The sequence below is a fragment of the Pseudomonas sp. AU11447 genome (assembly GCF_001672555.2).
Taxonomy (GTDB): Bacteria; Pseudomonadota; Gammaproteobacteria; order Pseudomonadales; family Pseudomonadaceae; genus Pseudomonas; species Pseudomonas nitroreducens.
The window spans coordinates 246,620-270,055 of record NZ_LZDG02000089.1 but is presented as its reverse complement, the minus strand read 5'-3'; the positions used below and the strand labels follow the sequence as shown (position 1 = coordinate 270,055).

At 65.9% G+C, this 23,436-nt stretch carries 22 protein-coding genes and 2 pseudogenes; 6 read left to right on the top strand and 18 right to left on the bottom strand.

Annotation, left to right across the window (positions count from 1 at the left end; translation table 11 throughout):
• Nucleotides 1–10 precede the first annotated feature (10 nt).
• Both A6723_RS29090 and A6723_RS29085 read left to right on the top strand, forming a co-directional pair.
• Complete coding sequence (locus A6723_RS29090; protein WP_054909483.1) at nt 11–973, top strand: GTP-binding protein; 963 nt, start codon at nt 11–13, stop codon at nt 971–973.
• A gap of 85 nt (nt 974–1,058) precedes the next feature.
• Nucleotides 1,059–2,075, top strand: a complete 1,017-nt coding sequence (locus A6723_RS29085) for an energy transducer TonB (RefSeq protein WP_054909484.1) — start codon at nt 1,059–1,061, stop codon at nt 2,073–2,075.
• A gap of 142 nt (nt 2,076–2,217) precedes the next feature.
• On the opposite strand, the gene A6723_RS29080 is transcribed toward A6723_RS29085, so the two are convergent.
• From A6723_RS29080 to A6723_RS29070, 4 genes and pseudogenes are all read right to left on the bottom strand, one after another.
• Nucleotides 2,218–2,727: a nucleoside 2-deoxyribosyltransferase gene (locus A6723_RS29080; protein ID WP_054909485.1), complete on the bottom strand. Its 510-nt coding sequence runs from the start codon at nt 2,725–2,727 to the stop codon at nt 2,218–2,220.
• Nucleotides 2,728–2,729: 2 nt separating this feature from the next.
• A pseudogene (locus A6723_RS32770) lies at nt 2,730–3,158 on the bottom strand (calcium:proton antiporter); the annotation flags it as partial.
• A gap of 65 nt (nt 3,159–3,223) precedes the next feature.
• Nucleotides 3,224–3,812 (bottom strand): annotated as a pseudogene (locus A6723_RS32765) (calcium:proton antiporter); the annotation flags it as partial.
• A 100-nt stretch (nt 3,813–3,912) separates the two neighbouring features.
• Nucleotides 3,913–4,395, bottom strand: coding sequence for a hypothetical protein (locus A6723_RS29070; RefSeq protein WP_054909486.1), 483 nt, complete (start codon nt 4,393–4,395; stop codon nt 3,913–3,915).
• Between the two features lie 196 nt (nt 4,396–4,591).
• On the opposite strand from A6723_RS29070, the gene A6723_RS29065 reads away from it, so the two are divergent.
• Together A6723_RS29065 and A6723_RS29060 are read left to right on the top strand one after the other, a co-directional pair.
• Entirely contained in the window at nt 4,592–5,542 is a 951-nt protein-coding gene (locus A6723_RS29065; RefSeq protein WP_054909487.1) for an adenosine deaminase, read from the top strand.
• 345 nt (nt 5,543–5,887) lie between these two features.
• On the top strand, nt 5,888–6,568 hold the full coding sequence (locus A6723_RS29060) for an SDR family NAD(P)-dependent oxidoreductase (protein WP_054909488.1): 681 nt from the start codon (nt 5,888–5,890) through the stop codon (nt 6,566–6,568).
• A 60-nt stretch (nt 6,569–6,628) separates the two neighbouring features.
• Here A6723_RS29060 and A6723_RS29055 read toward each other — a convergent pair whose 3' ends face one another.
• Nucleotides 6,629–7,537: a LysR substrate-binding domain-containing protein gene (locus A6723_RS29055; protein ID WP_256234008.1), complete on the bottom strand. Its 909-nt coding sequence runs from the start codon at nt 7,535–7,537 to the stop codon at nt 6,629–6,631.
• 74 nt (nt 7,538–7,611) lie between these two features.
• Between A6723_RS29055 and A6723_RS29050 the strand changes: the two genes are divergently transcribed.
• A complete protein-coding gene (locus A6723_RS29050) occupies nt 7,612–8,547 on the top strand; it encodes an AEC family transporter (protein WP_054909490.1) in 936 nt (311 codons plus the stop codon).
• A gap of 261 nt (nt 8,548–8,808) precedes the next feature.
• Here the strand turns inward: A6723_RS29050 and A6723_RS29045 are convergent, their stop codons facing one another.
• The 6 genes from A6723_RS29045 to A6723_RS29020 form a co-directional block, all read right to left on the bottom strand.
• Nucleotides 8,809–10,338, bottom strand: a complete 1,530-nt coding sequence (locus A6723_RS29045; RefSeq protein WP_054909491.1) for an APC family permease — start codon at nt 10,336–10,338, stop codon at nt 8,809–8,811.
• Between the two features lie 108 nt (nt 10,339–10,446).
• Complete coding sequence (locus tag A6723_RS29040) at nt 10,447–11,463, bottom strand: DUF3445 domain-containing protein (RefSeq protein WP_054909492.1); 1,017 nt, start codon at nt 11,461–11,463, stop codon at nt 10,447–10,449.
• A 14-nt stretch (nt 11,464–11,477) separates the two neighbouring features.
• Complete coding sequence (locus A6723_RS29035) at nt 11,478–12,446, bottom strand: PDR/VanB family oxidoreductase (RefSeq protein WP_054909493.1); 969 nt, start codon at nt 12,444–12,446, stop codon at nt 11,478–11,480.
• Nucleotides 12,443–13,042 (bottom strand): dimethylamine monooxygenase subunit DmmA family protein, encoded by a 600-nt coding sequence (locus A6723_RS29030; RefSeq protein WP_024767257.1) that lies wholly within the window; start codon nt 13,040–13,042, stop codon nt 12,443–12,445. The genes A6723_RS29035 and A6723_RS29030 overlap by 4 nt, the downstream gene beginning before the upstream one ends.
• Nucleotides 13,043–13,564: 522 nt before the next feature.
• Complete coding sequence (locus tag A6723_RS29025; protein ID WP_054909494.1) at nt 13,565–15,001, bottom strand: sigma-54-dependent Fis family transcriptional regulator; 1,437 nt, start codon at nt 14,999–15,001, stop codon at nt 13,565–13,567.
• Between the two features lie 10 nt (nt 15,002–15,011).
• Nucleotides 15,012–16,133: a PAS domain-containing protein gene (locus tag A6723_RS29020; protein WP_024767258.1), complete on the bottom strand. Its 1,122-nt coding sequence runs from the start codon at nt 16,131–16,133 to the stop codon at nt 15,012–15,014.
• A 356-nt stretch (nt 16,134–16,489) separates the two neighbouring features.
• Here A6723_RS29020 and A6723_RS29015 point away from each other — a divergent pair, with 356 nt between their 5' ends.
• A complete protein-coding gene (locus A6723_RS29015; protein ID WP_054909495.1) occupies nt 16,490–16,852 on the top strand; it encodes a PilZ domain-containing protein in 363 nt (120 codons plus the stop codon).
• A 214-nt stretch (nt 16,853–17,066) separates the two neighbouring features.
• Here A6723_RS29015 and A6723_RS29010 read toward each other — a convergent pair whose 3' ends face one another.
• From A6723_RS29010 to A6723_RS28980, 7 genes are read right to left on the bottom strand one after another with little or no spacing between them, the layout of a single operon-like run.
• Nucleotides 17,067–19,163 carry a flagellar biosynthesis protein FlhA gene (locus A6723_RS29010; protein WP_045213356.1) on the bottom strand — a complete coding sequence of 699 codons (2,097 nt, stop codon included), beginning with the start codon at nt 19,161–19,163 and terminating at the stop codon, nt 17,067–17,069.
• Between the two features lie 2 nt (nt 19,164–19,165).
• On the bottom strand, nt 19,166–20,299 hold the full coding sequence (gene flhB, locus A6723_RS29005; RefSeq protein ID WP_054909496.1) for a flagellar biosynthesis protein FlhB: 1,134 nt from the start codon (nt 20,297–20,299) through the stop codon (nt 19,166–19,168).
• Nucleotides 20,292–21,092, bottom strand: a complete 801-nt coding sequence (fliR, locus tag A6723_RS29000; protein WP_054909497.1) for a flagellar biosynthetic protein FliR — start codon at nt 21,090–21,092, stop codon at nt 20,292–20,294. Before fliR ends, flhB begins: the two co-directional genes overlap by 8 nt.
• Nucleotides 21,093–21,096: 4 nt before the next feature.
• Entirely contained in the window at nt 21,097–21,369 is a 273-nt protein-coding gene (locus A6723_RS28995; protein WP_045213351.1) for a flagellar biosynthetic protein FliQ, read from the bottom strand.
• Nucleotides 21,370–21,388: 19 nt separating this feature from the next.
• Complete coding sequence (gene fliP / locus A6723_RS28990; RefSeq protein ID WP_089285802.1) at nt 21,389–22,156, bottom strand: flagellar type III secretion system pore protein FliP; 768 nt, start codon at nt 22,154–22,156, stop codon at nt 21,389–21,391.
• Between the two features lie 2 nt (nt 22,157–22,158).
• Entirely contained in the window at nt 22,159–22,530 is a 372-nt protein-coding gene (locus A6723_RS28985) for a FliM/FliN family flagellar motor switch protein (RefSeq protein WP_054909498.1), read from the bottom strand.
• Entirely contained in the window at nt 22,527–23,366 is an 840-nt protein-coding gene (locus A6723_RS28980; protein ID WP_054909499.1) for a FliM/FliN family flagellar motor switch protein, read from the bottom strand. The genes A6723_RS28985 and A6723_RS28980 overlap by 4 nt, the downstream gene beginning before the upstream one ends.
• Between the last annotated feature and the right edge of the window lie 70 nt (nt 23,367–23,436).

Below are 23,436 nucleotides of genomic sequence, written 5' to 3'. Positions count from 1 at the left end.
CCATGGGCGAATGTTGAAGCAGATCCCGACTCATCTCATCGCCGGCCCCCTCGGGGCAGGCAAGACCAGCCTGCTGCAGTCCCTGCTGGCGCAACGTCCCGCAGGCGAAAGCTGGGCGGTGCTGGTCAACGAATTCGGCCAGGTGGGGCTCGACGCCGCGCTGCTGTCCCGCGACGAGGACGGCATCGCCCTGGGCGAGGTCGCCGGTGGCTGCCTGTGTTGCGTGAATGGCGCGCCGTTTCAGGTCGGCCTTGGCCGGCTGCTGCGCAAGGCGCGGCCGCAGCGACTGTTCATCGAGCCGTCCGGCCTTGGCCATCCCGCGCAACTGCTGGCGCAGCTGCGTGCGGCGCCCTGGCAGGGCGTACTGGCCGTGCAGCCGATGGTGATGGTGCTCGATGCTGCCGCACTGGCGGTCGGCCAGCCCCTGCCCGAAGCGCAGCAGCAGGCGCTGGGCGAGGCGGCGCTACTGGTGATGAACAAGTCAGAAGCCCTGGATGGCGCGGCGCGTGCGGCTCTGGCTGCGCACCTGCCGGACGTGCCGTTGTGCTGGACGATCCAGGGGCGCCTGTCGCTGGGCGAGCTGCCAACGACGCCAACTGAACCGGCGGGCGCTGATTTGCCGCAGGGCGCTTCTGCCGGTGAACCGGCGATGCTGTTGCTCCGTGAAACGCCGTTGCGCCAGGTACGCCTCGAGGACGGTCGACAGTCGGTCGGCTGGCGCTTCCATCGAGACTGGCGCTTCCGCACGGCTGAACTGGACGCTTGGCTGGCCGGGGTTCCCGGCCTGCTGCGGGCCAAGGCCGTGTTGCACGGCGAAGGTGCCTGGCTGGCCTGCAACCGTACCGTCGGTCCGGCACCCTGGACGCCCAGTGCCTGGCGCAAGGACAGCCGGATAGAGCTGATCCTGGCTGCCGAGCTCGATCCGCAGGCCTTGCAGGACGGCCTTTTACGCTGCGCCATCGCACCGATCTGACAGATAAGGTTGCCCTCGAGTAACTAGTGAATGATAATAATTATCAGCAGATACTGCTTCGTGAACTCTTCCCGCAGGCTTTCTCATGTCGTTACCCCAACCGCGCAAGGCGGCGGACGCCAGTCCAGCCGTAGACGCTGAGGAACAGCTGTTCACTTCCGCCACGGCGGATGACGGCGCCCATTTGCCCAGCGTGAACGCCCAGCGCGTCAATGAGGCCACCCTGCGACTCGTCAGTTGTGCCGGCCCCCGCCGCGACGAGGAAGTGGTTCCCGAAGAGGTCCTGATTCCCTACGCGGCGCCGGTCGAAGGCGTGGAAGACGGCGAGCAGCCGCCCCCCCCCGGTGGCTGGTGGAAGTCCTCGGGTCTGGCGATTGCCATGCATGTGGCCATCGTCGCCGCGCTGGTCTGGGTGATGCCGACCCCGGCCGAACTGAATCTGGGCGCCGGCGAGATGCCCAAGGCCATGCAGGTGAGTGTCGTCACCCTGCCACCCAAGCCGGAAGTGCAGCAGCCACCTGCTGCCGCGCCGACTCCGCCGCCGCCGGAGCCCGAACCGCCCAAGCCCATCGAGCCGCCCAAGCCGGTGGAAAAGCCCAAGCCCAAGCCGGTCGAGAAGGCCGTGCCCAAGGTGTCGCCCAAGCCCAAGCCGAAACCCAAGCCCGAGCCGGACCCCGAGCCCGCCGAGGAAGCCGCCGCGCCGCCGACCCCGGCTGCACCGCCGCCGCCTGCCGCGCCGACTGTCGGCCAGTTCACCCAGGGTGCCCAGGCCGCACCGACCGGTTCGCAGGGCCCCGCCGGCCTGCCCACCGGTAGCCTGAACGATAGCGACATCAAGCCGCTGCGCATGGACCCGCCGGTCTACCCGCGCATGGCGCTGAACCGTGGCATCGAAGGTCGGGTGAAGGTGCTGTTCACCATCACCAGCGATGGCCGCATCGCCGATATCCAGGTGCTGGAATCCTCGCCGCCGCGCATGTTCGACAACGCCGTGCGCGACGCCATGGACAAGTGGCGCTTCGAGCCCCGCGTCAGCGGCGGCCGGATCGTTGCCCGCCAGGCGACCAAGGTGTTCTTCTTCAAGCTCGAAGGGCGTCGCTGACAGCCATTGCGAGCCAAACGAAAAACGCGCCCGAGGGCGCGTTTTTCGTTTCCGGCGGTTGGCTCTTGGTAGGAGCGAGCTTGCTCGAGAACCGCTTACGCAGCGGAGTCGCCGGAGAATCCGTTCGCGAGCAAGCTCGCTCCTACTGATAACCTGGCAGCTCCTTGCGCAGCAGCTCCAGTGCCTCTCGTGCCCCGCCCACGGCGATCTTCGCCGGCACGCCGAGCATCAGGTTCAGCGGCAGGCCGAAGCCCTCGATCTGGTTGCCGTCGCGATCGCGGTCCAGCTGGTCGCCCTTCCATTCGCAAGGCAGGCGCTCGGTGCAGCTGCCGCCTTCATCGATGTAGCCGAACAGCGGCTTGCCCAGCGCGGCGGCGTAGCCCAGTTCGAAGGCGGTGCCGCTGTCCGGTTCGGCGCCGCGGAACGGGTTGAGATTGGCCAGCACCACGTCGGCCTGGCGGATCAGCTCGAGGTTGGCCTGGTAGATCCAGCGCGCCTGCTCCACCGGCTCGACGATGCCTTCGGGCACCGAGTGGTCCAGGGGATACAGCCCCTGCACGCCGAACTCGGCGCACAGCGCCTTGAGCCGCTCGCCCTGCTCGAAGGCGTCGGGGAGAAACACGTCGGGGCCGGCGAGGTACAGCTTGAGCATGTTCAGAGTCCCATGAACGACAGCATCAGGAAGGTGGCGAACAGCACGAAGTGGGTCATGCCCTCGATGGCGTTGGTCTTGCCATCATGCAGGTTGTAGCCGGCGACCATCAGGGTGATGAACATCATGCCGGTCTGCAGCGGGGTCATCGCCATCTGGATCGGCTGGCCCTTGAAGAGAGCCAGGGCTTCGATCACCGGTACGGTCAGGATCACGGTCGACAGCGACGCGCCCAGGGCGATATTGACCACCGGCTGCATGCGGTTGGCCATGGCGGCGCGCAGGGCGGTGAGGATTTCCGGGCTGGCGGAGATTGCCGCTACCAGCAGCGCCGGCACGATAGGCGGTACGCCGCTGCCTTCCAGGCCGACGTCCAGGGCCTTGGACATCACCTCCGCCAGCGCACCGATCAGCACCACGCCGACTACCAGCAGCGCCATGGACTGCTTGCTGTTGCCGGCCGCCTCGTGGCCTTCGCCGTGCTCGCCATGGGTAGCGTAGTTGTAGCTGAAGAAGTAGCTGTGCTGGCCGGTCTGCATGCGCAGGAACAGCGCGTAGAGCATGACCATGCAGCCGATGGTGAAGAACGAGTAGAGCTTCCACTGCTCGGCCGGGATCAGCTCCGGCACCACCATGGAGATGCCCACGGCGGTGAGGATCATGGTTACGTAGGTCTTGCCCGAGTCGTCGTTGTACGACTGCTCGCCGTGCTTCAACCCGCCGAGCAGCGCGGCCAGGCCAAGGATGCCGTTCATGTCGAGCATCACCGCGGCGTAGATGGTGTCGCGGGCCAGGGTCGGCGAGTGGTTGTGATTCATCATGATCGCCAGGATCACCACCTCCACCAGCACCGCCGCCAGGGTGAGGATCATGGTGCCGTAGGGTTCGCCGACCTTCTCCGCGAGGATCTCGGCGTGGTGCGCCACGCGCAGCGAAACGCCGATGATCACCGCCAGCAGCGCAGTCGCGGCGATCCCCGCGAGCATCTTGCCGCCACCCAGCAGGCTGTGCTCCAGCGGGTAGACCGCAATCGCCACCAGCAGGGCGAGGAGGAGGAATTTTTCTTCTTTGAGCGCGCGCAGCATCGAGAGGATGTCCATTCCGTAAGAGAGCGAGAGCGCCATCTTAGGCAATGGGTCGGTGGCGCACCAGCGACCTGCTGATCGTCGTGGCCGGCTCGCTCGCTCAGTGGGGCAGGTCGGCGCGCTCGACGAATTGTTTCTGCGCCGCCAGGACCTGGTCGGGCAATACGTGCAATGCCTTGTACGCGTCGTCGAGCTCCTTCACGAGGGCCGCCTTCCTGGCCTTGTCGCCGGTTTCCGCGTAGCGCTCGAGGTGCTGGTAGTAGCCGATCTGCAGTTCGTAGTAGCGCGACAGGCTGCTGGCGAAGTGGCTGGCATCCTTCCCGTGATGCAGTTGCTGCACCTGGGTGAGGTCGTGTTCGAGCTCGGCGATGTGGCTGGCTGCGCTTTCCACCGGTCGCGTCGCGGTGACGGCATGGCCGGAATCGAAATCGCCCTTGATCAGTCGTTTCCTGTCCCGGTCGATCCGCTGCACGTTATGCAGGAAAGCGGGGGTCACCACCTCGTTGTACCGGAAGTCGGAGGCGGAGGAGGAGTCGCAGGCGGCCAGGGCAAAAGGCAGCAGGACCAGCAGGGTCTTGTTCATGGGTCGGGCCGTAGCGGGGGGAATGCTGCGATTCTAGAAAGGAGAACGGTCGGAAGATTTCGCGGATATCTGTCTTTTGCGTCAGAATTATCTCTGTCCACGCAGGCTGGGGCCTTTGGCCCCGCTGCCAATTGCTTGCCGGATCAGCCTGTGTGCCAATGTTGGCGCCTGATCTACCCATAACGAGACCTCACCCATGTACGACTGGCTCAATGCCCTGCCCAAGGCGGAACTGCACCTGCACCTGGAGGGTTCGCTGGAGCCCGAGCTGCTGTTCGCCCTGGCCGAGCGCAACAAGGTCGCCCTGCCCTGGGGCGACGTCGAGAGCCTGCGCAAGGCCTATGCGTTCAACAACCTGCAGGAGTTCCTCGACCTCTACTACGCCGGCGCCGATGTGCTGCGCACCGAGCAGGACTTCTATGACCTGACCTGGGCGTACCTGCAGAAGTGCCAGTTGCAGAACGTCATCCACGTCGAGCCGTTCTTCGATCCGCAGACCCATACCGACCGTGGCGTACCCTTCGAGGTGGTGCTGCGCGGCATCCAGGGCGCGCTCAAGGATGGCGAGAAGCAACTGGGCATCAGCCATGGCCTGATCCTCAGCTTCCTGCGTCACCTGTCCGAGGAAGAGGCGTTCAAGACCCTCGACCAGGCCATGCCGTTCCGCGATGCGTTCATCGCCGTCGGCCTGGACAGCTCCGAAGTCGGCCACCCGCCGAGCAAGTTCCAGCGTGTGTTCGACCGCGCCCGCAGCGAAGGCTTCCTGACCGTGGCCCACGCCGGCGAAGAAGGCCCGCCGGAGTACATCTGGGAAGCCCTGGACCTGCTCAAGATCGAGCGTATCGACCACGGCGTGCGCGCCATCGAGGACGAACGCCTGATGCAGCGCATCATCGACGAGCAGATCCCGCTGACCGTCTGCCCGCTGTCCAACACCAAGCTCTGTGTGTTCGACCACATGCGCGAGCACAACATCCTCGACATGCTCGAACGCGGCGTGAAGGTGACGGTGAACTCGGACGACCCGGCCTACTTCGGCGGCTACGTCACCGAGAACTTCCAGGCCCTGCATGAGCACCTGGGGATGACCCAGGAACAGGCGCAGCGCCTGGCGCAGAACAGCCTGGATGCGCGGCTGGTGAAGTAAGGGGTGAGGATCAGCGTCCGCGCTGGCCTTCAGCGCCCTCTCCCTAGCCCTCTCCCTTGAGGGAGAGGGGACCGACCGTGCCGGATTCCAAGGCATCGCTCCCTTTAACTTCCGTTGAAACCACCGGAAAACTTTCGGCGCCAAAACCTCTGAGCGCGCCGAACAGCCCCCTCTCCCTTTGGAGCGGGGCACGCAGCCAGGGGTGGGGAGAGGGATCGCCCAGCACGGAATCTCCCCGGAAATCCCCCGTCCCGATCCGTCCCCTCATCTGGCGCCCGCGACCTTTCACGCCGGGCCTGCTAACCCTATAAGTGCGCCTCCCACTTCTTCGCGAGGAAGCACCACATGAACAGGATCGTCGCCATCACCGGCGGCTTCGGCCATCTGGGTAGCGTGGTCGGCCAGGCGTTTGCCGATGCCGGCTGGCAGGTCGCGCTGCTCGACCGTGCCGTCGGGCCGCGTTATCCACAGGCCGGGGCGCTGTCCATCGGCGGTATCGACCTCACCGATCCTGCCGCCGCCCGCGCGGCGCTGGAGCAGGTCAACGAGCATTTCGGCGGCCTCGATGCGCTGATCAACGTGGCCGGCGGCTTCCACTGGGAAACCCTGGCCGACGGCGACGTCGACACCTGGGACCTGATGTACCGCATCAACCTGCGCACCGCCGTGGTCTCCAGCCAGGCCGCGCTTGGCCACCTGAAGGCGCGTGGGCGCGGACGCATCCTCAATATCGCCGCCGCAGCGGCCAACCGCGCGGCGTTGGGCATGGGCGCCTACGCGGCGTCCAAGGCCGGCGTCATGCGCCTGACCGAAGCGCTGGCGGAAGAACTGAAGGACGCGCGAATCACCGTCAACGCGCTGATGCCGAGCATCATCGACACCCCGCAGAACCGAGCCGACATGCCCGATGCCGAGTTCGACCGCTGGGTGCGGCCGGAGCAACTGGCGGCAACCCTGCTGTTCCTCGCCTCCGAAGACGCCGCGGCGATCACCGGCGCATGCATTCCGGTGACTGGGCGGGTCTAGCGGGTGGCACTCTATCGACCGTAGGGCGCATAACCCGGAACGGGCTATGCGCCCTACATCTCAGGCTTCGACCGCACCCACGCTGCGCAGAAACGCCGCCAGGCACGGGTTGTCGTTGTGCGGGCTCCACGCTGCGCCGTACTCCACCTGCGGCGAAGCCGCGATGGCGCGGAAGGCCACGCCGGGCAGTTGCATGCGCCGCATCGAGTCGGGCACCAGGGACACGCCCAGCCCCTCGGCCACCAGGTTGACGATGGTCTGCTGCAGGTGCGTTTCCATGCGCACTGACGGGGCGAATCCATGCTGGCGACAGCAGTCCATCACCGACTCGTGCAGCGCCGGCGCCGTGGCGGGCGGGAAGGTGATGAAAGGCTCGCCGGCGAGCTTCGCCACGTCCAGTTCGGTTGATTGCGCCAGTGGATGATCCGCCGGCAGCACCGCGCACAGGGGCTCGCGCTGCAGCGTGCGGTAGAGCCGCTGGCCCGGCTCGCGTTCGGGGAAGGTCAGGGCGACGTCCACTTCGCCGTTGTCCAGCGCCGGGCCGAGGTCGCGTGGCAGGACCTCGTTGAGTACCAGTTTCACTTCCGGGTGGCCATCGGCAAAGGTCTTCAGCAGGCGCGGCAGCAGCGTCCAGGCAGCGAGCATGGTGAAGCCGATGCGCAGCTCGCCGCGCTCCCCGCGCGCCGTGGCACGGGCGGCGCGCACGGCGAGATCCAGGCCGGAGAGCAGGGCGCGGGCGTGCTGCTGGAAATCGCGGCCGGCGGCGGTCAGCTCCACCGAGCGGGAATGCCGGGCGAACAGCGGCGTGCCCAGCTCTTCCTCCAGCGCGGCAATCTGCCGGCTCAGCGGCGGCTGGGTAATGTGCAGCGCCTCGGCGGCACGGCCGAAGTGCAGGTGCTCGGCGAGGGCGAGGAAATAGCGCAATTGGCGGAAGTCGATCATCGATACGGAAAGGGTATGGATGGGCACCCTAGTAAGCATTGGACGGTATCAATTGGCAACCCTATGCTCGCCTGCCGCTCCCGTTCTCCAGGTTCCCTGCCATGCACACCGTGTTCGCCGTCGTCCTGCCGATCTTCGCGCTGATCCTGGTCGGCTGGCTGTGCCGGCGCAGCAACCGCCTCGGCCCGCAGGCGGCGTCGGAGGTGAACAAGCTGGTGGTCTGGCTGTGCCTGCCGGCACTGCTGTTCAAGGTCACCGCCACCGCGACCTGGGCGGAAATCTGGCAGCCGGGGTTCCTTGCCGCCTTTACCGCCGGTTGCCTGCTGGTGTTCTTCGCCACGCTGGCCTGGCGCCTGCTGCAGGGCCGGCCGTTGCCGGCGGCGAGCATCGACGGGCTCAGCGCGTCCTACGCCAACACCGGCTACATGGGCATCCCGCTGTGCCTGCTGGTGTTCGGCCAGGATGGCCTGGAGCCGGCGCTGATCGCCTCGTTGCTGGTGGTCTGCGTGCTGTTTGCCATCTCGGTGGTGTGCATCGAGGTCGGCCTGCAGGGGGAGAAGCACATCGGCCGCGCCGTGTGGGTGGTGACCAAGGCGCTGGGCAAGAACCCGCTGGTGGTGTCACCCATTATCGGCGGCCTGTGGGCAGTGACCGGCATCGGTCTTCCAGCGCCGCTGCTGCATTTCCTCGACATGCTCGCCGCCGCGACGACGCCCTGTGCTCTGGTATCGCTCGGCTTGTTTCTGGCGCAGAAGCAGGAAGTGCGAGGCGAGCAGGTCGGCGCCTGGCCGCTGGTGGCGATCAAGCTGATCGGCCAGCCGTTGCTCACCGGCTTCCTCGCCTACAAGGTCTTCGACCTGCCGCCGCTGTGGGCCGATTCGGCGCTGCTGCTCAGCGCGCTGCCCACCGGCACCGGGCCGTTCATGCTCGCCGAGTACTACCAGCGCGAGGCGGCGGTGGTGTCGCGGAGCATCCTGCTGTCCACCCTGGGTTCGCTGGTGACCCTGTCGTTGTGCCTGCTGTGGATCGCCCGCTAGGCCCCGCTTCAAATCGTTCAGGAAAGATTGAACGTAGGATGGGTGGAGCAGAGCGATACCCATCGATTCGGCGCGCGGGCAGCATGGGTATCGCTTCGCTCCACCCATCCTACAAAAGTCGTTCCGCCGGGAATAAAAAAACGGACCAACCCTCGGCAGAAGGCGGTCCGTTGCGCAAACGCAGGGGAGCGTCACCCGGGAAAGGTGGCGCTCCAGACGCAGCCCCTCAGGCGTATGGCCCGAATTGCGTCAACGTTGCGATCAAGCCGGTTCGGTCAGCGCGCCCGCAGCGCGCACGGATGGTTGGCGGCGGGAAATCCGGTGGGCGTCGCCCGCTGGCGCAGTGCCCTTGTCGTAGGGCTTGGCCAGCAGCATGTAGAGCAGGCCGGCGCCGAGCACGATCACCGTGGTGAGGATCATCGAGTAGTTCATGTACCAGGGCGCGTCCGGGGTGCGCGGCCAGACCATGTTGGTGATCGCCGCCACGCCATAGATCAGCGCCGCGACGTTCACCGGCACGCCCCATTTGCCCAGGGTGAACTGGCCACCCGGTGCCCAACCCTTGGCGCGGGCGATCAGCGCGGCGACGACGATCAACTGGAACGCGATGTAGATGCCGATCGCGGCGAAGCCGACGATGGTGGCCACTGCATCGGCCATGAACAGACCCAGGCAGACGATGGCTGCCGGCATCACGCCCGCCACCATCAGCGCGACCGCCGGTACGTGGTTGCTGTTGAGCTTCGACAGGGCCTTGCTGCCGACGATCATCTCGTCGCGGGCATAGGCGAACAGCAGGCGGCTGGCGGCGGCCTGCAGGCTCAGCACGCAGGAGACGAACGACACCATCACCACCGCCATCACCAGCTTCGAACCCACCGGGCCGAAGGCGTTGGCGAGGATGGTGGTCACCGGATCGGTGTCTTCGCCGTTGATCACGCGCTGGATATCCGGCACCGAGAGGATCAGCGCCAGGCAGGCGAACATCGCCGCCGCACCACCGATGTAGATGGTCATGCGCATGGTCTTGGGGATCATCTTGCCGGGGTTCGGGGTCTCCTCGGCGACGTCACCGCAGGCTTCGAAGCCGTAGTACTGGAACAGGCCCGCCAGCGATGCGGCGAGGAAGGCCGGCCAGTAGCTGCCGTCGACCTTGATGTCGAAGGTGTTGAACAGCACGCTGAAGTCGTTGTGGCGTTCGAAGATCAGCAGGTAGCCGCCCACCAGCAGTGCACCGCCCAGCTCGCAGATGAAGCCGAACATGGCGACGCGGGCGAGCAGCTTGGTGCCGGACAGGTTGAGCACGGTGGACAGGGCGATCAGGCCCAGGGCGATGCCGATGGCGGCGTTGCCGTGCATGTCGAAACCGAGCAAGGCGGCCATGTACGGGCTGGCGCCCACGGCGATGCCGGCAATGGAGGTACACAGCGCCCAGGCATACACCCAGCCGACCATCCACGCCCAGCGCTTGCCCACCAGGCGACGGGCCCAGGGGTAGACGCCCCCGGAGATGGGGAATTGCGAGACCACTTCGCAGAACACCAGGCACACCAGCAACTGGCCCAGGCCGATCAGCAGGTAGGTCCAGAACATCGGCGGACCACCAGCGGCCAGGCACAGGCCGAACAGGGTGTAGACGCCGACCACCGGCGACAGGTAGGTGAAGCCCAGGGAGAAGTTCTCCCACAGGCCCATGCTGCGTTCGAAGTTGGAGCTGTAGCCGAGGGCAGCGAGCTGCTCGGCGTCTTGATCGGTAACGCCAGCGGCACGCTTGGCAGGGGACCCACTCATCGTTGTTTCCTCTCAGGGGTTGATGGGCAGAAGGCATTCGTCCGGCGGGCCTCACGACGCCCGCCGGTTCCCTTTTCGGGTTGGTTTTTTATGTGTGCGAAGCGACGATCACTGGCCGTCGTCGTACTTCGAGAGCCACTCCACGGCCTGCTGGTGGTAGCGGGTGAAGCCCTTGTAGTCGACGAGCTGCTGGTCGAGGGACTTGAGCACGCGGTGCATGCGCTTGGCCCACGCCGGGTTGGTGGTGATATCTTCCAGGCTCAGCAGGTAGGTGCGGATCGGGAACACGATGGCGTTGCTGCGCGGCAGACGGTGCAGCGGTTGCAGTTCGATGCGCAAGTAGACCTTCTGACCGGCGTTCTCGGCGGTCACCGTGGTGCGGTCCGGCGCCCACTCGGGCAGGGACTCGGCGGAGACGTCCAGGCGCGGGTTGACGGTCAGCGACCAGTTCAGGCGGCGCACCGGGTGGCCGTTGCGCAGGCGCAGGAGGAACTTCAGCGCGCGGTCGAGCATGCCGGTTTCCTTCACCAGCGGCACCGGGCCGTGGAACTCGTGCCAGGCCATGCCCAGGTTGAAGCGCAGCGAGTAGTCGGCGCGCTGGGTGGCGATGCCCGCGCCCCAGTACAGGGTGCCGTCGCGTTCTTCCTGCAATACCCAGTCGCCCTGGGCCTGGCGGGTGACGTACTCCATCGGCTCGTAGGGCAGGGTCGCCGGATCACCGAAGGTGAAGGTGTCGTCGATGTTCAGCAGCTTGTTGGTCCAGTGCCAGCGGGTGCCGTCCTTCTCCAGGGAGAAGTACTCCGGGTAGTCCTTGGCATAGGCCTCCATGATCAGCTCGAGCAGGTCCCACTGCGCCTCCATCATGTGCGGCGCGGAGACGTAGTGCATGCCCGGGTCCTTCTCCAGGGTGATCGCGCGGTCACGGCATTCGCTGATGTAGTGCTCGTCGATGTCGAACACCGCGCGGAAGGCGTCGTTGCCCACCGAGACGTGCGGCTCCAGGTTCATCGAGTACATGTACTCGTCGTCCGGGAAGGGCCAGGGCGCGCGGTCGATGCAGGCCTGGCTGTTCGCGTAGGTGTAGTCGTCGCGGTAGGTTTCGTCGGGGCGGAATTGGATGGTCATGGTCGTTCTCCGGCTCAGCAGTCGATGACCAGCCGCGAGCACTTGGCACGCGACACACAGGGCATGATTTTCTTGTTGGCGGCCTTGTCCTCGTCGGACAGCCAGTCGTCGGTGTGGAGGATTTCGCCATCCAGTTCGAGGACGTTGGTCTCGCACATGCCGCAGGCGCCGCCGCGGCACAGGTACGGGATGTCGTGGCCGGCGGCCTCGGCGGCCTCCAGCAGGCTCTGGTCGGGCGACACTTGGATGCGCGCGCCGCTGCGCGCCAGGGTGACCTGGAACGCCTCGCCGACGCTGCCCTGTTCGAGGAAGCGCTCGTAGTGGATGTGGCTGTCGGTCCAGCCGTGGGCATGGGCGGCATCGATGGTCGCCTGGATCATGCCCTCGGGGCCGCAGACGTAGACGTCGCTGCCCAGCGGCCGGTCGGCCAGCACCGCCGAAATGTCCAGGCGCTCGCCTCGCTCGTCGCGGTACAGGCGCACGGCATCGCCGTATTCCTGCAGCAGTTCTTCACCCAGGCGCGCATGGGCGTCGCCGCGCACCGCCAGGTGCACTTCGAAGGGCGTGCCGCGCAGGCGCAGCTCGGCCAGTTGCGAGCACACCGGGGTGATGCCTACGCCGCCGGCGATGAACAGGTGCAGGCGCGCGTGCTTGCTCAGCGGGAACAGGTTCACCGGGCGGAGGATTTCCAGCTCGTCGCCTTCCTGCACCACGTCATGCATGTGCTTCGAGCCGCCACGGCCTTCTTCCACGCGGCGCACGGCGATCTGGTAGGCGCTGGCGTCGTACGGCGAACTCATCAGCGAGTAGGCGTTGCGGTAGGTGCCGGCCGCGTGGGGCATCAGCACCACGACGTTGCTGCCGCCGGAGAATGGGGTCAGGTGCGCGCCGTCGGTGGAGGCCAGGGTGAAGCGCTTGATCTCCGGGGTCACCTGCTCGATACGGGTGACGCGGACATTCAGGGTTCCGTTGGACTGGCTCATGTGTCGAGCTCCTCGGCTTCCGGCAGCTCACCGGGGACTTCGGCGTCAGCCTTCACGGCCTGGAAGGCGGCGAGGCGGCGGGAGTAGTGGTCGCGGACCACCAGGGTGCGGGCGCAGTGCGGGCAGTCGAAGACGCGCTGGGTGACGTTCTCGGTGTAGCCGTCGCAGTGCACGCACCAGACGCGACGGACGAAGGAGCCGGCGTGCTCGCGCAGCACTTCGTCCTTGTTCAGGTTGATCGCGTCGGCGGCCTGCATGGCGGTGCCGATGAAGCTCTCGGAGCCGGCCAGGTACAGACGGGTACCCATGCGCGACTGGCCCAGCAGGGCGTGCAGGTCATCGACCAGCGCGCGGTTGCTCGGGTAGATCGAAAGCTCGACGTCAGTGATGTCGCGCAGTGCGGCGAGGTGATCCTGGCCGGAGAAGGATTCGCTGGAATACAGCACGCGGATGGGCGCGGTGCGCGGCATTTCGGCGAGCAGACGGAGCATGGCGCTGCCGCCGCTGCCCTGGCCGGCGATGATGTGGTGGTTGCCGCCGGCGAGCGGGCGCAACTGGTCGTAGACCGGCCGGCTCTTGATACCTGTGATGAGCATTATTCTTGTGCCTCCAGAACTGCCGGCTCTCTCGGTCAGGAGTGCCAGCGCGATTCGAGGACCCGCGCACGGTCACGGGTCGAAGGAGACAGGGCACAGACTGTGCCAAATAGTTAAGTAATTGAAATTTAAAGGAAAAGTAAAAATACGAGATCAGAGGTGTAAGCAGAAATGACAACGGCTGTAGGCAGGGATGCAGCGGTGGATTGTCGCAGGGGCATTTGTGCTGGATGCGTAAAAGCCGCGTGACCGGGTAGTCCCGCGGATGCATGGATGGTGGGCTTTTGCAGGAGAGAAGGGAGCGCTTAGTCCTTGTTCGCGAACCTTGTCGTACCTCGGTGCCTGCGGCTGCCCTCACCCCAGCCCTCTCCCAGAGGGAGAGGGGGCCGTCTGGAGCGCTCTGAAAGCTGGGGGTAGCCGGCGAGCTCGTTAGGTGACGCTCGCGCCGATCAGTCCCCTCTCCCTCTGGGAGAGGGTTAGGGTGAGGGGCTTTGGGACAAGGCGCGCTATGTCAGGCGGCGCTCAGTCGTCGCGCTGCAACTTGCGGATCAGCGTGCCGACGTCGATGCCCAGGTGGATCGCCGCCTTGCGCTTGCTGCCGCACAGGCGCACCGCGCGCAGGATCACCTGGCGTTCGTAGCGCTGCACCTGGGCCTTGAGCGGCTGGTCGTCGATGGCCGCAGCCGGTTCGTCGAGCGCGACGGGGCTGCCGGCTGGCGGCGCGCCGAGCAGTTCCGGCGGCAGGTGCAGTTCATCGGCGACATCGTCGGCCAGTACGGCAAGGCGTTCGAAGATGTTCACCAGCTCACGGATGTTGCCGGGGTAGTCATAGCCCAGCAGGCGTTCGCGGCATGCCGAGGACAACCGCAGCGGCGGCTGGCGGTCGCGGTTGATCCGCGCCAGGAGGATGTCCATCAGCACCGGCAGGTCGTCGCGGTGGGCGCGCAGCGGCGGGATTTCCACCGGCAGCACGGCCAGGCGGTAGTAGAGGTCGGCGCGGAATTCGCCGGCCGCGACCTGGGCGCGCAGGTCCTTGTTGGTGGCGGCGATCACCTGCACCTGGACCTGTTTCGACAGCGGTGAACCTACCGGCTGGATGGTACCGTCTTCCAGGAACTTGAGCAGCTTGGCCTGTACCTGCAGCGGGATCTCGCCGATCTCGTCGAGGAACAGCGTGCCGCCCGAGGCGCTCTCGATATAGCCGCGCTTGCCCGACTGCAATGCGCCGGTGAAGGCGCCGCGCTCGTAGCCGAACATTTCCGACTCGAACAGGGTTTCCGGGATGCTCGCGCAGTTCACGTCGATGAAGGGCCGGTCGCCCCAGCCGGCAGCGCGGTGGATGTGCCGGGCGATGGCGGTCTTGCCGACGCCGGGCTCGCCGAGCAGCAGCAGGCGCGCGCGGCGGCGGAAGGCGCGCACGCCCATGTCGGCGATGGAGGAGAGCAGCGGCGACATGTGCAGCGCGTTGTCCTGCGGGTCGCCCAGGCCCTGCAGGTCGGTGGTGGAGGCGCGCCCGGAAGGGCTGCGCAGGCTGCCGGCGGTGCCCGGCTCGTATTCGCGCTGGATCAGCAGGTTGTAAGGCTTCTCGTAGGCACCGGTGGGCACGGCCTGGGCGCGGGTGAGGAACACCCGGCCATCGCGGGAACGGGTCAGTGCACTCTTGCCGCCACGGCGCAGAGCCTGCTGGAAATCGTCGAACTGCAGCGCCGAGCGCTGGAAGAAGTCCACGTCGGGCAGGCCCAGCACATCGACGCGGGTAACGCGGTTGACCCGCTCCGCCGCGAGGTTGATGAAGCGCACCCGCGAGTCACCGTCGCAGACGATCAGCGCCTCGCTGAAGCTGTCGAGCAGGGCATGCAGCGCCGGCGTCTCCAGCAGCGCGGAGAGCATCTCTCCGGACGCGCTGACCGAGGAGCGCATGCCCATCCGTAGCGGCGCGAAGAAGCCTTCTTCGCTCATGCTTCTTTGCTCATGGATGTAGCTCCGTCGCCTTGTTCGCCAAGCGCAGCACGAAGACGCGCCAGGCCACGCCCTCGCGGATGAGGATGCGCGAGCAGTGGCTGTTGAAGGACTGGTAGTTGCCGAACTGGTCCGGCAGGTCGAGCACCTGCCAGGTGCGTTCGGGCAGTGGCATGCGGTTCAGTGTCGAGGCCAGGCCGGCGGCGCGGGTGATGCCGAAGGTCTGCTCGAAGGCCGCGTTGCGCCATTGCGGCTGGGCCGCTTCGTCGATCACCAGCACCGCGTCGGGCACCGCGTCGAACACCCGGCGCAGTGCTTCGATACGCTGCTCGGCGTCGTGCTGCATGCGCAGCTCCTGGCTGACGTCGCGCAGGCTGCCCCACATGCGCAGCAGGCGGCCGTTGTGGATGCTGGCGCGCACGTCGTTCTCCACGTAGGCCGGCGAGCCGTCATGACGGCGGTCCACCGACAGCGCGCCATCGACGTGGAATTCCGCCTCGATCAGGCGCCGCACGAACTCCTCGTTGGCCGGGCTGCGCGGCCAGTACAGGCGCACCGGCTGTTCGCTGAAATCGACGTCGGCGGGCATCTCGTAGATGTTGGCCATGGCGCGGTTGCACATGCGCCAGTAGGAGCGGTTCTCGAACACCTGGCGGACGATCTCGTCCGGTGTCTCGCGCACATCCACCGACTCGGCGAACTCGATGCACCAGTAGGCCACCCGCGCGCTGAAGAGCATCTGGCTCATCACTTCATTGGCGCTCTGCAGCTCGCCCAGGCGGCGACTGACCGGCCCCAGCGGCATCTTCACCAGGTGCAGGCGCGCCGGCTCGCCGTCGCGCCATTGCAGCACGCCGCTGGCGAGCACCGGCAGCAGGCCGCCGCTGTGGCGGATCAGGGTCAACTCGAGGTCCTGCACGCGTTCATCGGCCGGCGGGTTGGCAAACAGCTGCATCAGCGCGTTCAGCGAGTCGGCGGTGTAGATCAGTTCGGCACCCTGGCCGTCCAGCGAGCCCGGCGGGTACCCGAGCTGGTCGGTCTGCTCGGCGGAGACTTCGATGAAGCGTCCCTGGGACGTCAGGCTGTCGGACAGCAACAGGCCTCTGTCCAGCAGCAGTTTTAGCGGGTCCATTTCTCCCTCCAAGGCAGATCTCCAATGCAGATTCCCAACACGACGGTGCGGCCACTCGGCGGCCCGCAGGGAGAGCAAGGCATGTTGCATGCCAGCCTGAAACGCCCGTGCGCCGCGGGGGGGGCTGAAGGGGTGTGTGCAAAATCGCAGCACTCCATGCAAGCGTGCAGCACACGTCTGCAGAATATCCGTTGCATTGCTGCAGCGGCGCGCGCGGCGATGGAAGGCGAGAGGGATCTGCCGCAAATACTGGCCAGTTGATAGCTTTTGAGTTCGTTTGAGCGACTGGCGCTGCTAGGATGCGCGCGTTTTTCTTCCCCGTCCGTCCCAGAGCCCGTTCCCTACAAGAGGCCAGCATGCGCAAGCACCGTCGATTGACCTTCCGCCACATCGGCCAGATCAACGTGACCAACCGCCTGAGCGGCGATTCCATGGGGACGGTCCTCGATGTCTCGATGGGCGGGTTGCGGCTGGTGACGGAGGAACCGCTGGCGCCGGGCAGCTGCTACGATATGCGCCTGGAGATTCCGGTACGTGAGGATCACACCCGTTCGGTGGATATCACGGCGATCTGCCAGTGGTCGAAGAAGGATGCCAAGAACGCGCGCTTCGAGCAGGGGTTCAAGCTGGATCGGCCGAGTGCGGCGTTTACCGAGCTGGTGACGTCGATGTCGGTGAGCTTCAACCGCAGCCTGTTGGGGCGGGCGCGGTTGTCGTGATGGATCTTCGGGAGGGGTAGATCGGCGCTCGGGCGGGCCCTCACCCCAGCCCTCTCCCAGGAGGAGAGGGGGCCGATCGGTGTGTTGTGGCTATTCAGGAGTCAGTCGGCGAGCGTGGAAATATCAGCCCGCTCCAGACAGTTCCCTCTCCCATTGGGAGAGGGGAAGACCCCGCGCCGAACGCTCAGAAAAGCACCCGCTCCGCCAGACCCCATCACCCCAGCGTCCCCAATATCTGTACCCCCACCCGCTCCGGAATCTCGTTCTGCGACAGCACGTGCAGCCCTGGGCTGAACACCCGCGCATAACGCGCCAGCAGCGGCCGCAGTTGCGGCATCACGGTGAGGATTGGCGGGTGGCCTTCCTTGCGCAGTTTTTCCTTTACCACCGGCATGCTGTGCTGCAGCTGGTTGAGCAGGCTGGGTTCCACCGGGATGTTGTCCAGGCTCACCGGGCCGGCCTGCTGGGCGATGCTCAGGGCGCCGAGCAGGGTGTTCTCCAGGGCGTTCTCCAGGACGAACACGGTCAGCTCCGGGCGGTCGCCGGCGATCGACGAAACGATGCTGCGGCGCAGCGCGTAGCGTACGTCGGAGGCCAGCAGCACCGGGTCCTTGGTGGTCTCACTGCCTTCGAGCAGGGCGCTGGCGATGGTGACGATGTCCTTGAGCGGCACTTCCTCCTGCAGCAGCTGGCGGAACACCCGGTGCTGCTGCGAATAGGTCAGCTGCGCCTTCAGCGATTCGGCGAGCTTGGGCGCCTGCAGGGTCAGGCGCTGCATCAGGTGTTCGACGTCGTCATGCTTGAAGATGTCCGGCAGGTGCTCGCGCACCACCTTGTTCAGGTGCGTGGCGACCACGCTGGCGCAGTCGATCACCTGGTAGCCCAGGTTCAGCGCGCGGGACTTGTCGGCCGGCAGAATCCACACCACCTGCATGCGGTACGCCGGGTCGACGCCGAGGATGCCGTCGATCTCGCCGTACAGCTCCGGCGAGGGAATCGCCATCAGCCGGTCGGCGTGGATTTCTGCACCGTCGATGCGCTCGCCGTTGATGTGGATGGCGTACTGCGAGGCCTTCAGGCGCAGGCTGTCGCGAATCTGCACTTCCGGGAGGAGGAAGCCGAGGTTCTCCGAGAGCGTCTGGCGCACACCGCGAATCCGCTGCGGCAGCGGCGCGCCGCTGGCCTCGTTGACCAGGCTGACCAGCTTGTAGCCCAGCGAGATCGACAGCCGCTCCACCAGCGGGATGTCCTCCCAGGCCAGTTGCTGCGCCTTTTCCTGGTCCATCGCGTGCGTCAGCGCCTGGGTCTGCTCCAGCGTCTGCGCCTCGATGGGCGGGCCGGCCAGCGACAGCCGCCAGGCGATGAAGGCCACCAGTGCAGCGAAGGCGAAGAAGGCGGTGTGCGGCATGCCCGGCACCAGGCCGAGCACCACGAGGATGCCGGCGACGGTGTACAGCAGCGACGGCGAGGCGAGCATCTGCCGGCGCACCAGGCTGGTGATTTCCGCGGACTCGTTGACCCGCGTGACGATGATCGCCGCGGCGGTGGACAGCAGCAGCGCCGGGATCTGCGCTACCAGGCCGTCGCCGATGGTCAGCAGGGCGTAGCGCTGGAAGGCTGCGCCGGCGGGCAGGTCGTAGACGAAGACGCCGATGGCCAGGCCGCCGAACAGGTTGATCAGCAGGATCAGGATGCCGGCGATGGCGTCGCCACGGACGAACTTCGAGGCGCCGTCCATCGCGCCGTAGAAGTCGGCTTCCTTGGCCACTTCCGAGCGGCGGCGCTTGGCTTCGTTCTGGTCGATCAGGCCGGCATTGAGGTCGGCGTCGATGGCCATCTGCTTGCCGGGCAGGGCATCCAGGGTGAAGCGCGCGGTGACCTCGGAGATGCGCTCGCCGCCCTTGGTGATGACCATGAAGTTGATGATCATCAGGATCACGAAGACGATCAGGCCGACGATGAAGTTGCCGCCGATCACCACGTGGCCGAAGGCCTCGATCACCTTGCCCGCCGCGCCCGTGCCGGTGTGGCCGTCGAGCAGTACCACGCGGGTGGAGGCGACGTTCAGGGTCAGGCGCAGCAGCGTGGTAACCAGGATCACCGTGGGCAGCAGCGAGAAGTCCAGCGGGCTCTTCGACGACACGCTGACCAGCAGCACCAGGATGGCGACCACTATGTTGAAGGTGAACAGGGCGTCCAGCACCAGCGGCGGCAGCGGCAGGATGATCATCGAGAGGATCGACAGGATGATCAGCGGGATGCCGATGCGGCCGCTCTGGAAGGTCGGCAATAGTGACTGCAGTAGGCGCATGGTCAGACTCTGTTCAGCAGTTCTTCGGGAATGGGGACATTGCGAATCAGCTCCGGCCGTTCACGGCGACCGGAGCGCCAGGCCTTGAGCTGGAGGATGTAGGTCAGGACGTGGGCGACGGCCTTGTACAGCTGCGCCGGGATCTGCTGGTTCACCTGGGTGGTGGCGTAGATCGCACGGGCCAGCGGCGGCAGTTCGAGCACTTCCAGGTCGTGGGCCTTGGCCATCTTGCGGATGTACAGCGCGGTCTCGTCGAGGCCCTTGGCGACCACGTAGGGCGCCTGGGCCTTCTTCGGGTCATAGCGCAGCGCCACGGCGAAGTGCACCGGGTTGACGATCACCACGTCGGCGGTCTTGATCGTCTTGCTGATCTGCCGGTGCACCAGCTGGCGCTGCAACTGGCGGATGCGCGCCTTCACTTCCGGGCGGCCTTCCTGGTTCTTGTGCTCTTCCTTGCGCTCCTGCTTGGTCATGCGCAGCTTCTTCTTGAAGAAGAAGTACTGGATCGGGATGTCGATGACCGAGAACAGGATGAACACCACCAGCAGTGACAGCGTGATGTCGTAGAAGGTGCTGAAAGCCGTGGCGATGGCACTGCGTACGTCGCCGCGTTGCAAGGCAAGCAGGCCGGGCAGGGCGCCGTTGAGCTGGTAGAGGGCGACGGCGATCAGCACGGCGATCTTCAGCAGCGACTTGGCCAGCTCCGTCCAGTTCTGCAGCGAGAAGATGCGCCCGAGCCCGGTAATGGGGTTGAGCTTGGACAGCTTGGGCATGAAGTTCTTGCTGGAGAAGATCCAGCCGCCGGGGATCATCGAGAACAGCACCACCAGCAGCGGTGTGACCAGCAGCGGCAGCAGCGTGGTGATGAACAGCACCAGGTGGTGGCCGAGCACCAGCGGCAGGTCGTCGAGGCCGATCTCGCTGTTCCTCAGGTCGATGAACGACAGCGCGAAGCCCTGCTTCAGGCCGTCGTAGAAATACTCCACGCAGAACTTCAGGGCGATCAGCGTGGCCAGCAGCGAGAGCGTGGTGGAGAGGTCCTTGGAGCGGCTGACCTGGCCGTCCTCGCGGCTCTTCCTGAGCTTCTGCTGGGAGGCCTCTTCGGTCTTTTCCTGGGCGCTGTGCTGCTCAGCCATGGCGCCCCTCGCGGAAGATCACGCCGATGGCGTCGAGCAACTGGCGGGTGAGCTTGAGGTAGTTCTCGGGGATGTCCGGCAGGGTCAGCCAGATGCACGCAAGGCCCGCCAGGATCGCCATGGGAAAGCCCAGGGAGAACAGGTTCAGTGCCGGCGAGATGCGGTTCAGCAGGCCGAAGCAGAACTGCACCAGGGTCATGCAGAACACCACCGGCAGGGTGATCAGCACGGCGGCGGCGAACACCCAGGCCAGGCTGCCGGCCACCGACTCCAGCCCCAGGTAATGCAGGCCGCTGCCCACCGGCCAATAGATGAAGCTCTGGTAGAGGATGCTCACCACCAGCAGGTGGCCATCGATGGAGAGGAACAGGAACACCAGCAGGATGAAGTACAGCTGGTAGAGGATCGAGGACGACGACACGCCGTTCATGGGGTCGTTGTACACCGCCATGCTCAGGCCGAGCTGGGTGGAAATCACGTCGCCCACCAGGGTGAACACGGTGAACACCAGCATCAGCGCCAGGCCCAGCATCAGGCCGAAGGCGATCTGCTCCAGCGTCACCAGCAGGCCCTGGGCGGACAGCGGGTCGATGGCCGGCGGGCGCGGCAGCGCGGCACCGAGGGCGACGGTCAGCGCCAGGCCGAGGAGAATGCGCAGGCGCATGGGGATCGCCTTGTGGCTGAAGATCGGCGCCAGGGCGAACACCGACATGATCCGGCAGAAGGGCCACCACCAGGCCTGCAGGAGTTGCAGGGTGTCGAACGCCTGCAGGATGGATGCACCTTGCTGCATGGCATCAGCCGACCAGGCGGCCTGCCTGGTGGAACGACTCGATGAACAGTTCGGAGAGGGTGCGCAGGATCCAGTGCCCGGCGAACACCAGCATCCCCAGGGTGATCAGCAGGCGCGGCAGGAAGCTGAGCATCTGTTCGTTGATCTGCGTGGCGGCCTGGAAAATGCTGACCAGCAGGCCGCCGATCAGGCTCGGCACGATCAGCACGCAGACGATCAGCGCGGTGATGTGCACGGCATTGGAAACGATATCGACGGCGCTTTCCGGGGTGAGCATGGCGTTCTCCGAAAGGCCGCTAGAACGGCTGCACGCTGCTGGTCAGCGTGCCCATCATCAGGGCCCAGCCGTCCACCAGCACAAAGATCATCAGCTTGAACGGCAGCGAGATCATCATTGGCGAGAGCATCATCATGCCCATCGCCATCAGCACGCTCGCCACCACCAGGTCGATCACCAGGAACGGGATGAAGATCATGAAGCCCAGCTGGAACGCGGTCTTCAGCTCGCTGAGCACGAAGGACGGCAACAGCAGGGAAAAGTCCAGGTCCTCCAGTTTCTCCGGCAGGGTTTCGCCGGCCAGCGAGACCATGGTTTCCAGCGAGGTGCGGTTGGTCTGCGCGAGCATGAAGCGGCTCAGTGTCTGCTTGGCGCGACCGAGGCCGTCTTCCAGGCTGATCTGGTCGGCCTCGAAGGGCTGGTAGGCATTGGCGTAGATGTCCTGCCACACCGGGCGCATCACCAGCAGCGTCATGATCAGGGCGATGCCCACCAGCACGTTGTTCGGCGGGCTCTGCTGCAGGCCGATGGCCTGGCGGAGGATCGCCAGCACGATGACGAAGCGGGTGAAGCAGGTCATCAGCATGAGCATCGCCGGGAGGAAGCCCAGCAGCGTCATGACGATGAGGATCTGCAGCTTGACGCTGAAGGCCTGGCCGTCCGCCGTGTCGTGCAGGTTGAACAACGTGACCTCGCCGCCGGCTGCCTGCGCGTAGAGCGGGCAGAGCGCGGCGATGAGCAGGCCCAGCGTGGCCAGCGATCTGCCTGTCAGAGAACGGCGCCGCATCATCACGCAGTCAGGGCGTCGAGGCTGGCGCCGCACAGTTCCAGTACGCGCAGGCCATAGTTGCCGTTCATCACCACCACTTCGGCCTTGGCGAACAGCGCGCCGTTGACCTTAACGTCCAGCGGCTCGCCGGCGAGCTTGTCGAGGATGATCACGCTGTTGGCGTCCACATCCATCAGCTCCTTCAGGGAAATCTCCACCGAGGCGACTTCCAGGGTGACGTTCACCGGAATCTTGCCGAAGAAGCTCAGGTCCTGCTGCGGCAGCGAAGCGCGCACGGGCTCGGCGGGAATATCGACGGCATCCTGGGTCAGGTCGAGGTCGCCATCGTTGATCAGCGACTCGAACTCGGAGTCGGAGAGAGAACCGGTCATGGGTTTTTCACGCTTTCCAGGGAGGAGAGGAAGAGGGTGCCGTCGTCTTCGAAGATGGCGCCGCGGAACAGCTTCTGCTGGTTCACGCGGACCTCGACGCGGTCCAGCGGGTGGATCGTCAGCACATCGCCAGGCTCCAGGCCGAGCACTTGCGAGAGCGGCATCCTGGCGGCGGCGACCACGCAATCCAGGCGTAGCGGCAGGTGCTTGATGTGCTCGACCGGGTTGCCGGTCACTCGCGGCGGTGGCGGGCCGGCGAGGCGGCGGGTCAGTTCGTCCGCCAGCGGATTGTCCAGGTAGAGGTAGAGCGAGGAGCGTTCGCCGGTCAGGTGGCTGACGTAGCTGAACTCGGCCACGTACTCCCACTGCACCTCTTCGTAGGTGGGGTCGATCTGCTGCAGCCGGCCCACCGACTCGCCCATCAGCAGGGCGCGGCCGAACAGGTCGACCACGTCCAGGCCGAGGCGGTCGAGCATGCGTTGCTCGGAGCTGCTGATCGGCGGCGTGTCGCGATTGGCGACCAGGGTGCCGCCGTAGTAACACTCGATGACTTCGGTCAGCAGGGCGCGGTCCATGGCGAAACCGAACTTGCCCAGGGGCGAATCGAAGAGGCATTCCAGTTCACGAGGAAGTTCCTCGTGAATGCGCAGGTTATCCAGTTCGAGATTGATTCGATAATGCCGCAGGAAATAATCGCTGATGATCCGCGGATACTTTCCGGAGATCTCTTTGATGTGCTGCGGAATCTTGTGATAATGCCGGCCGAGTTTCTGCGGTTTCAGTCGGATCAGACTGTCGGCGGGCACGCCATGGTGGACTTTTGATTTGCCAGTCATGCTCAGCGTCGTACTTCCAGGTTCGATCTGCCATCTGCCCAAGGACACGGGAAGTGTCGTGACCGCCGGG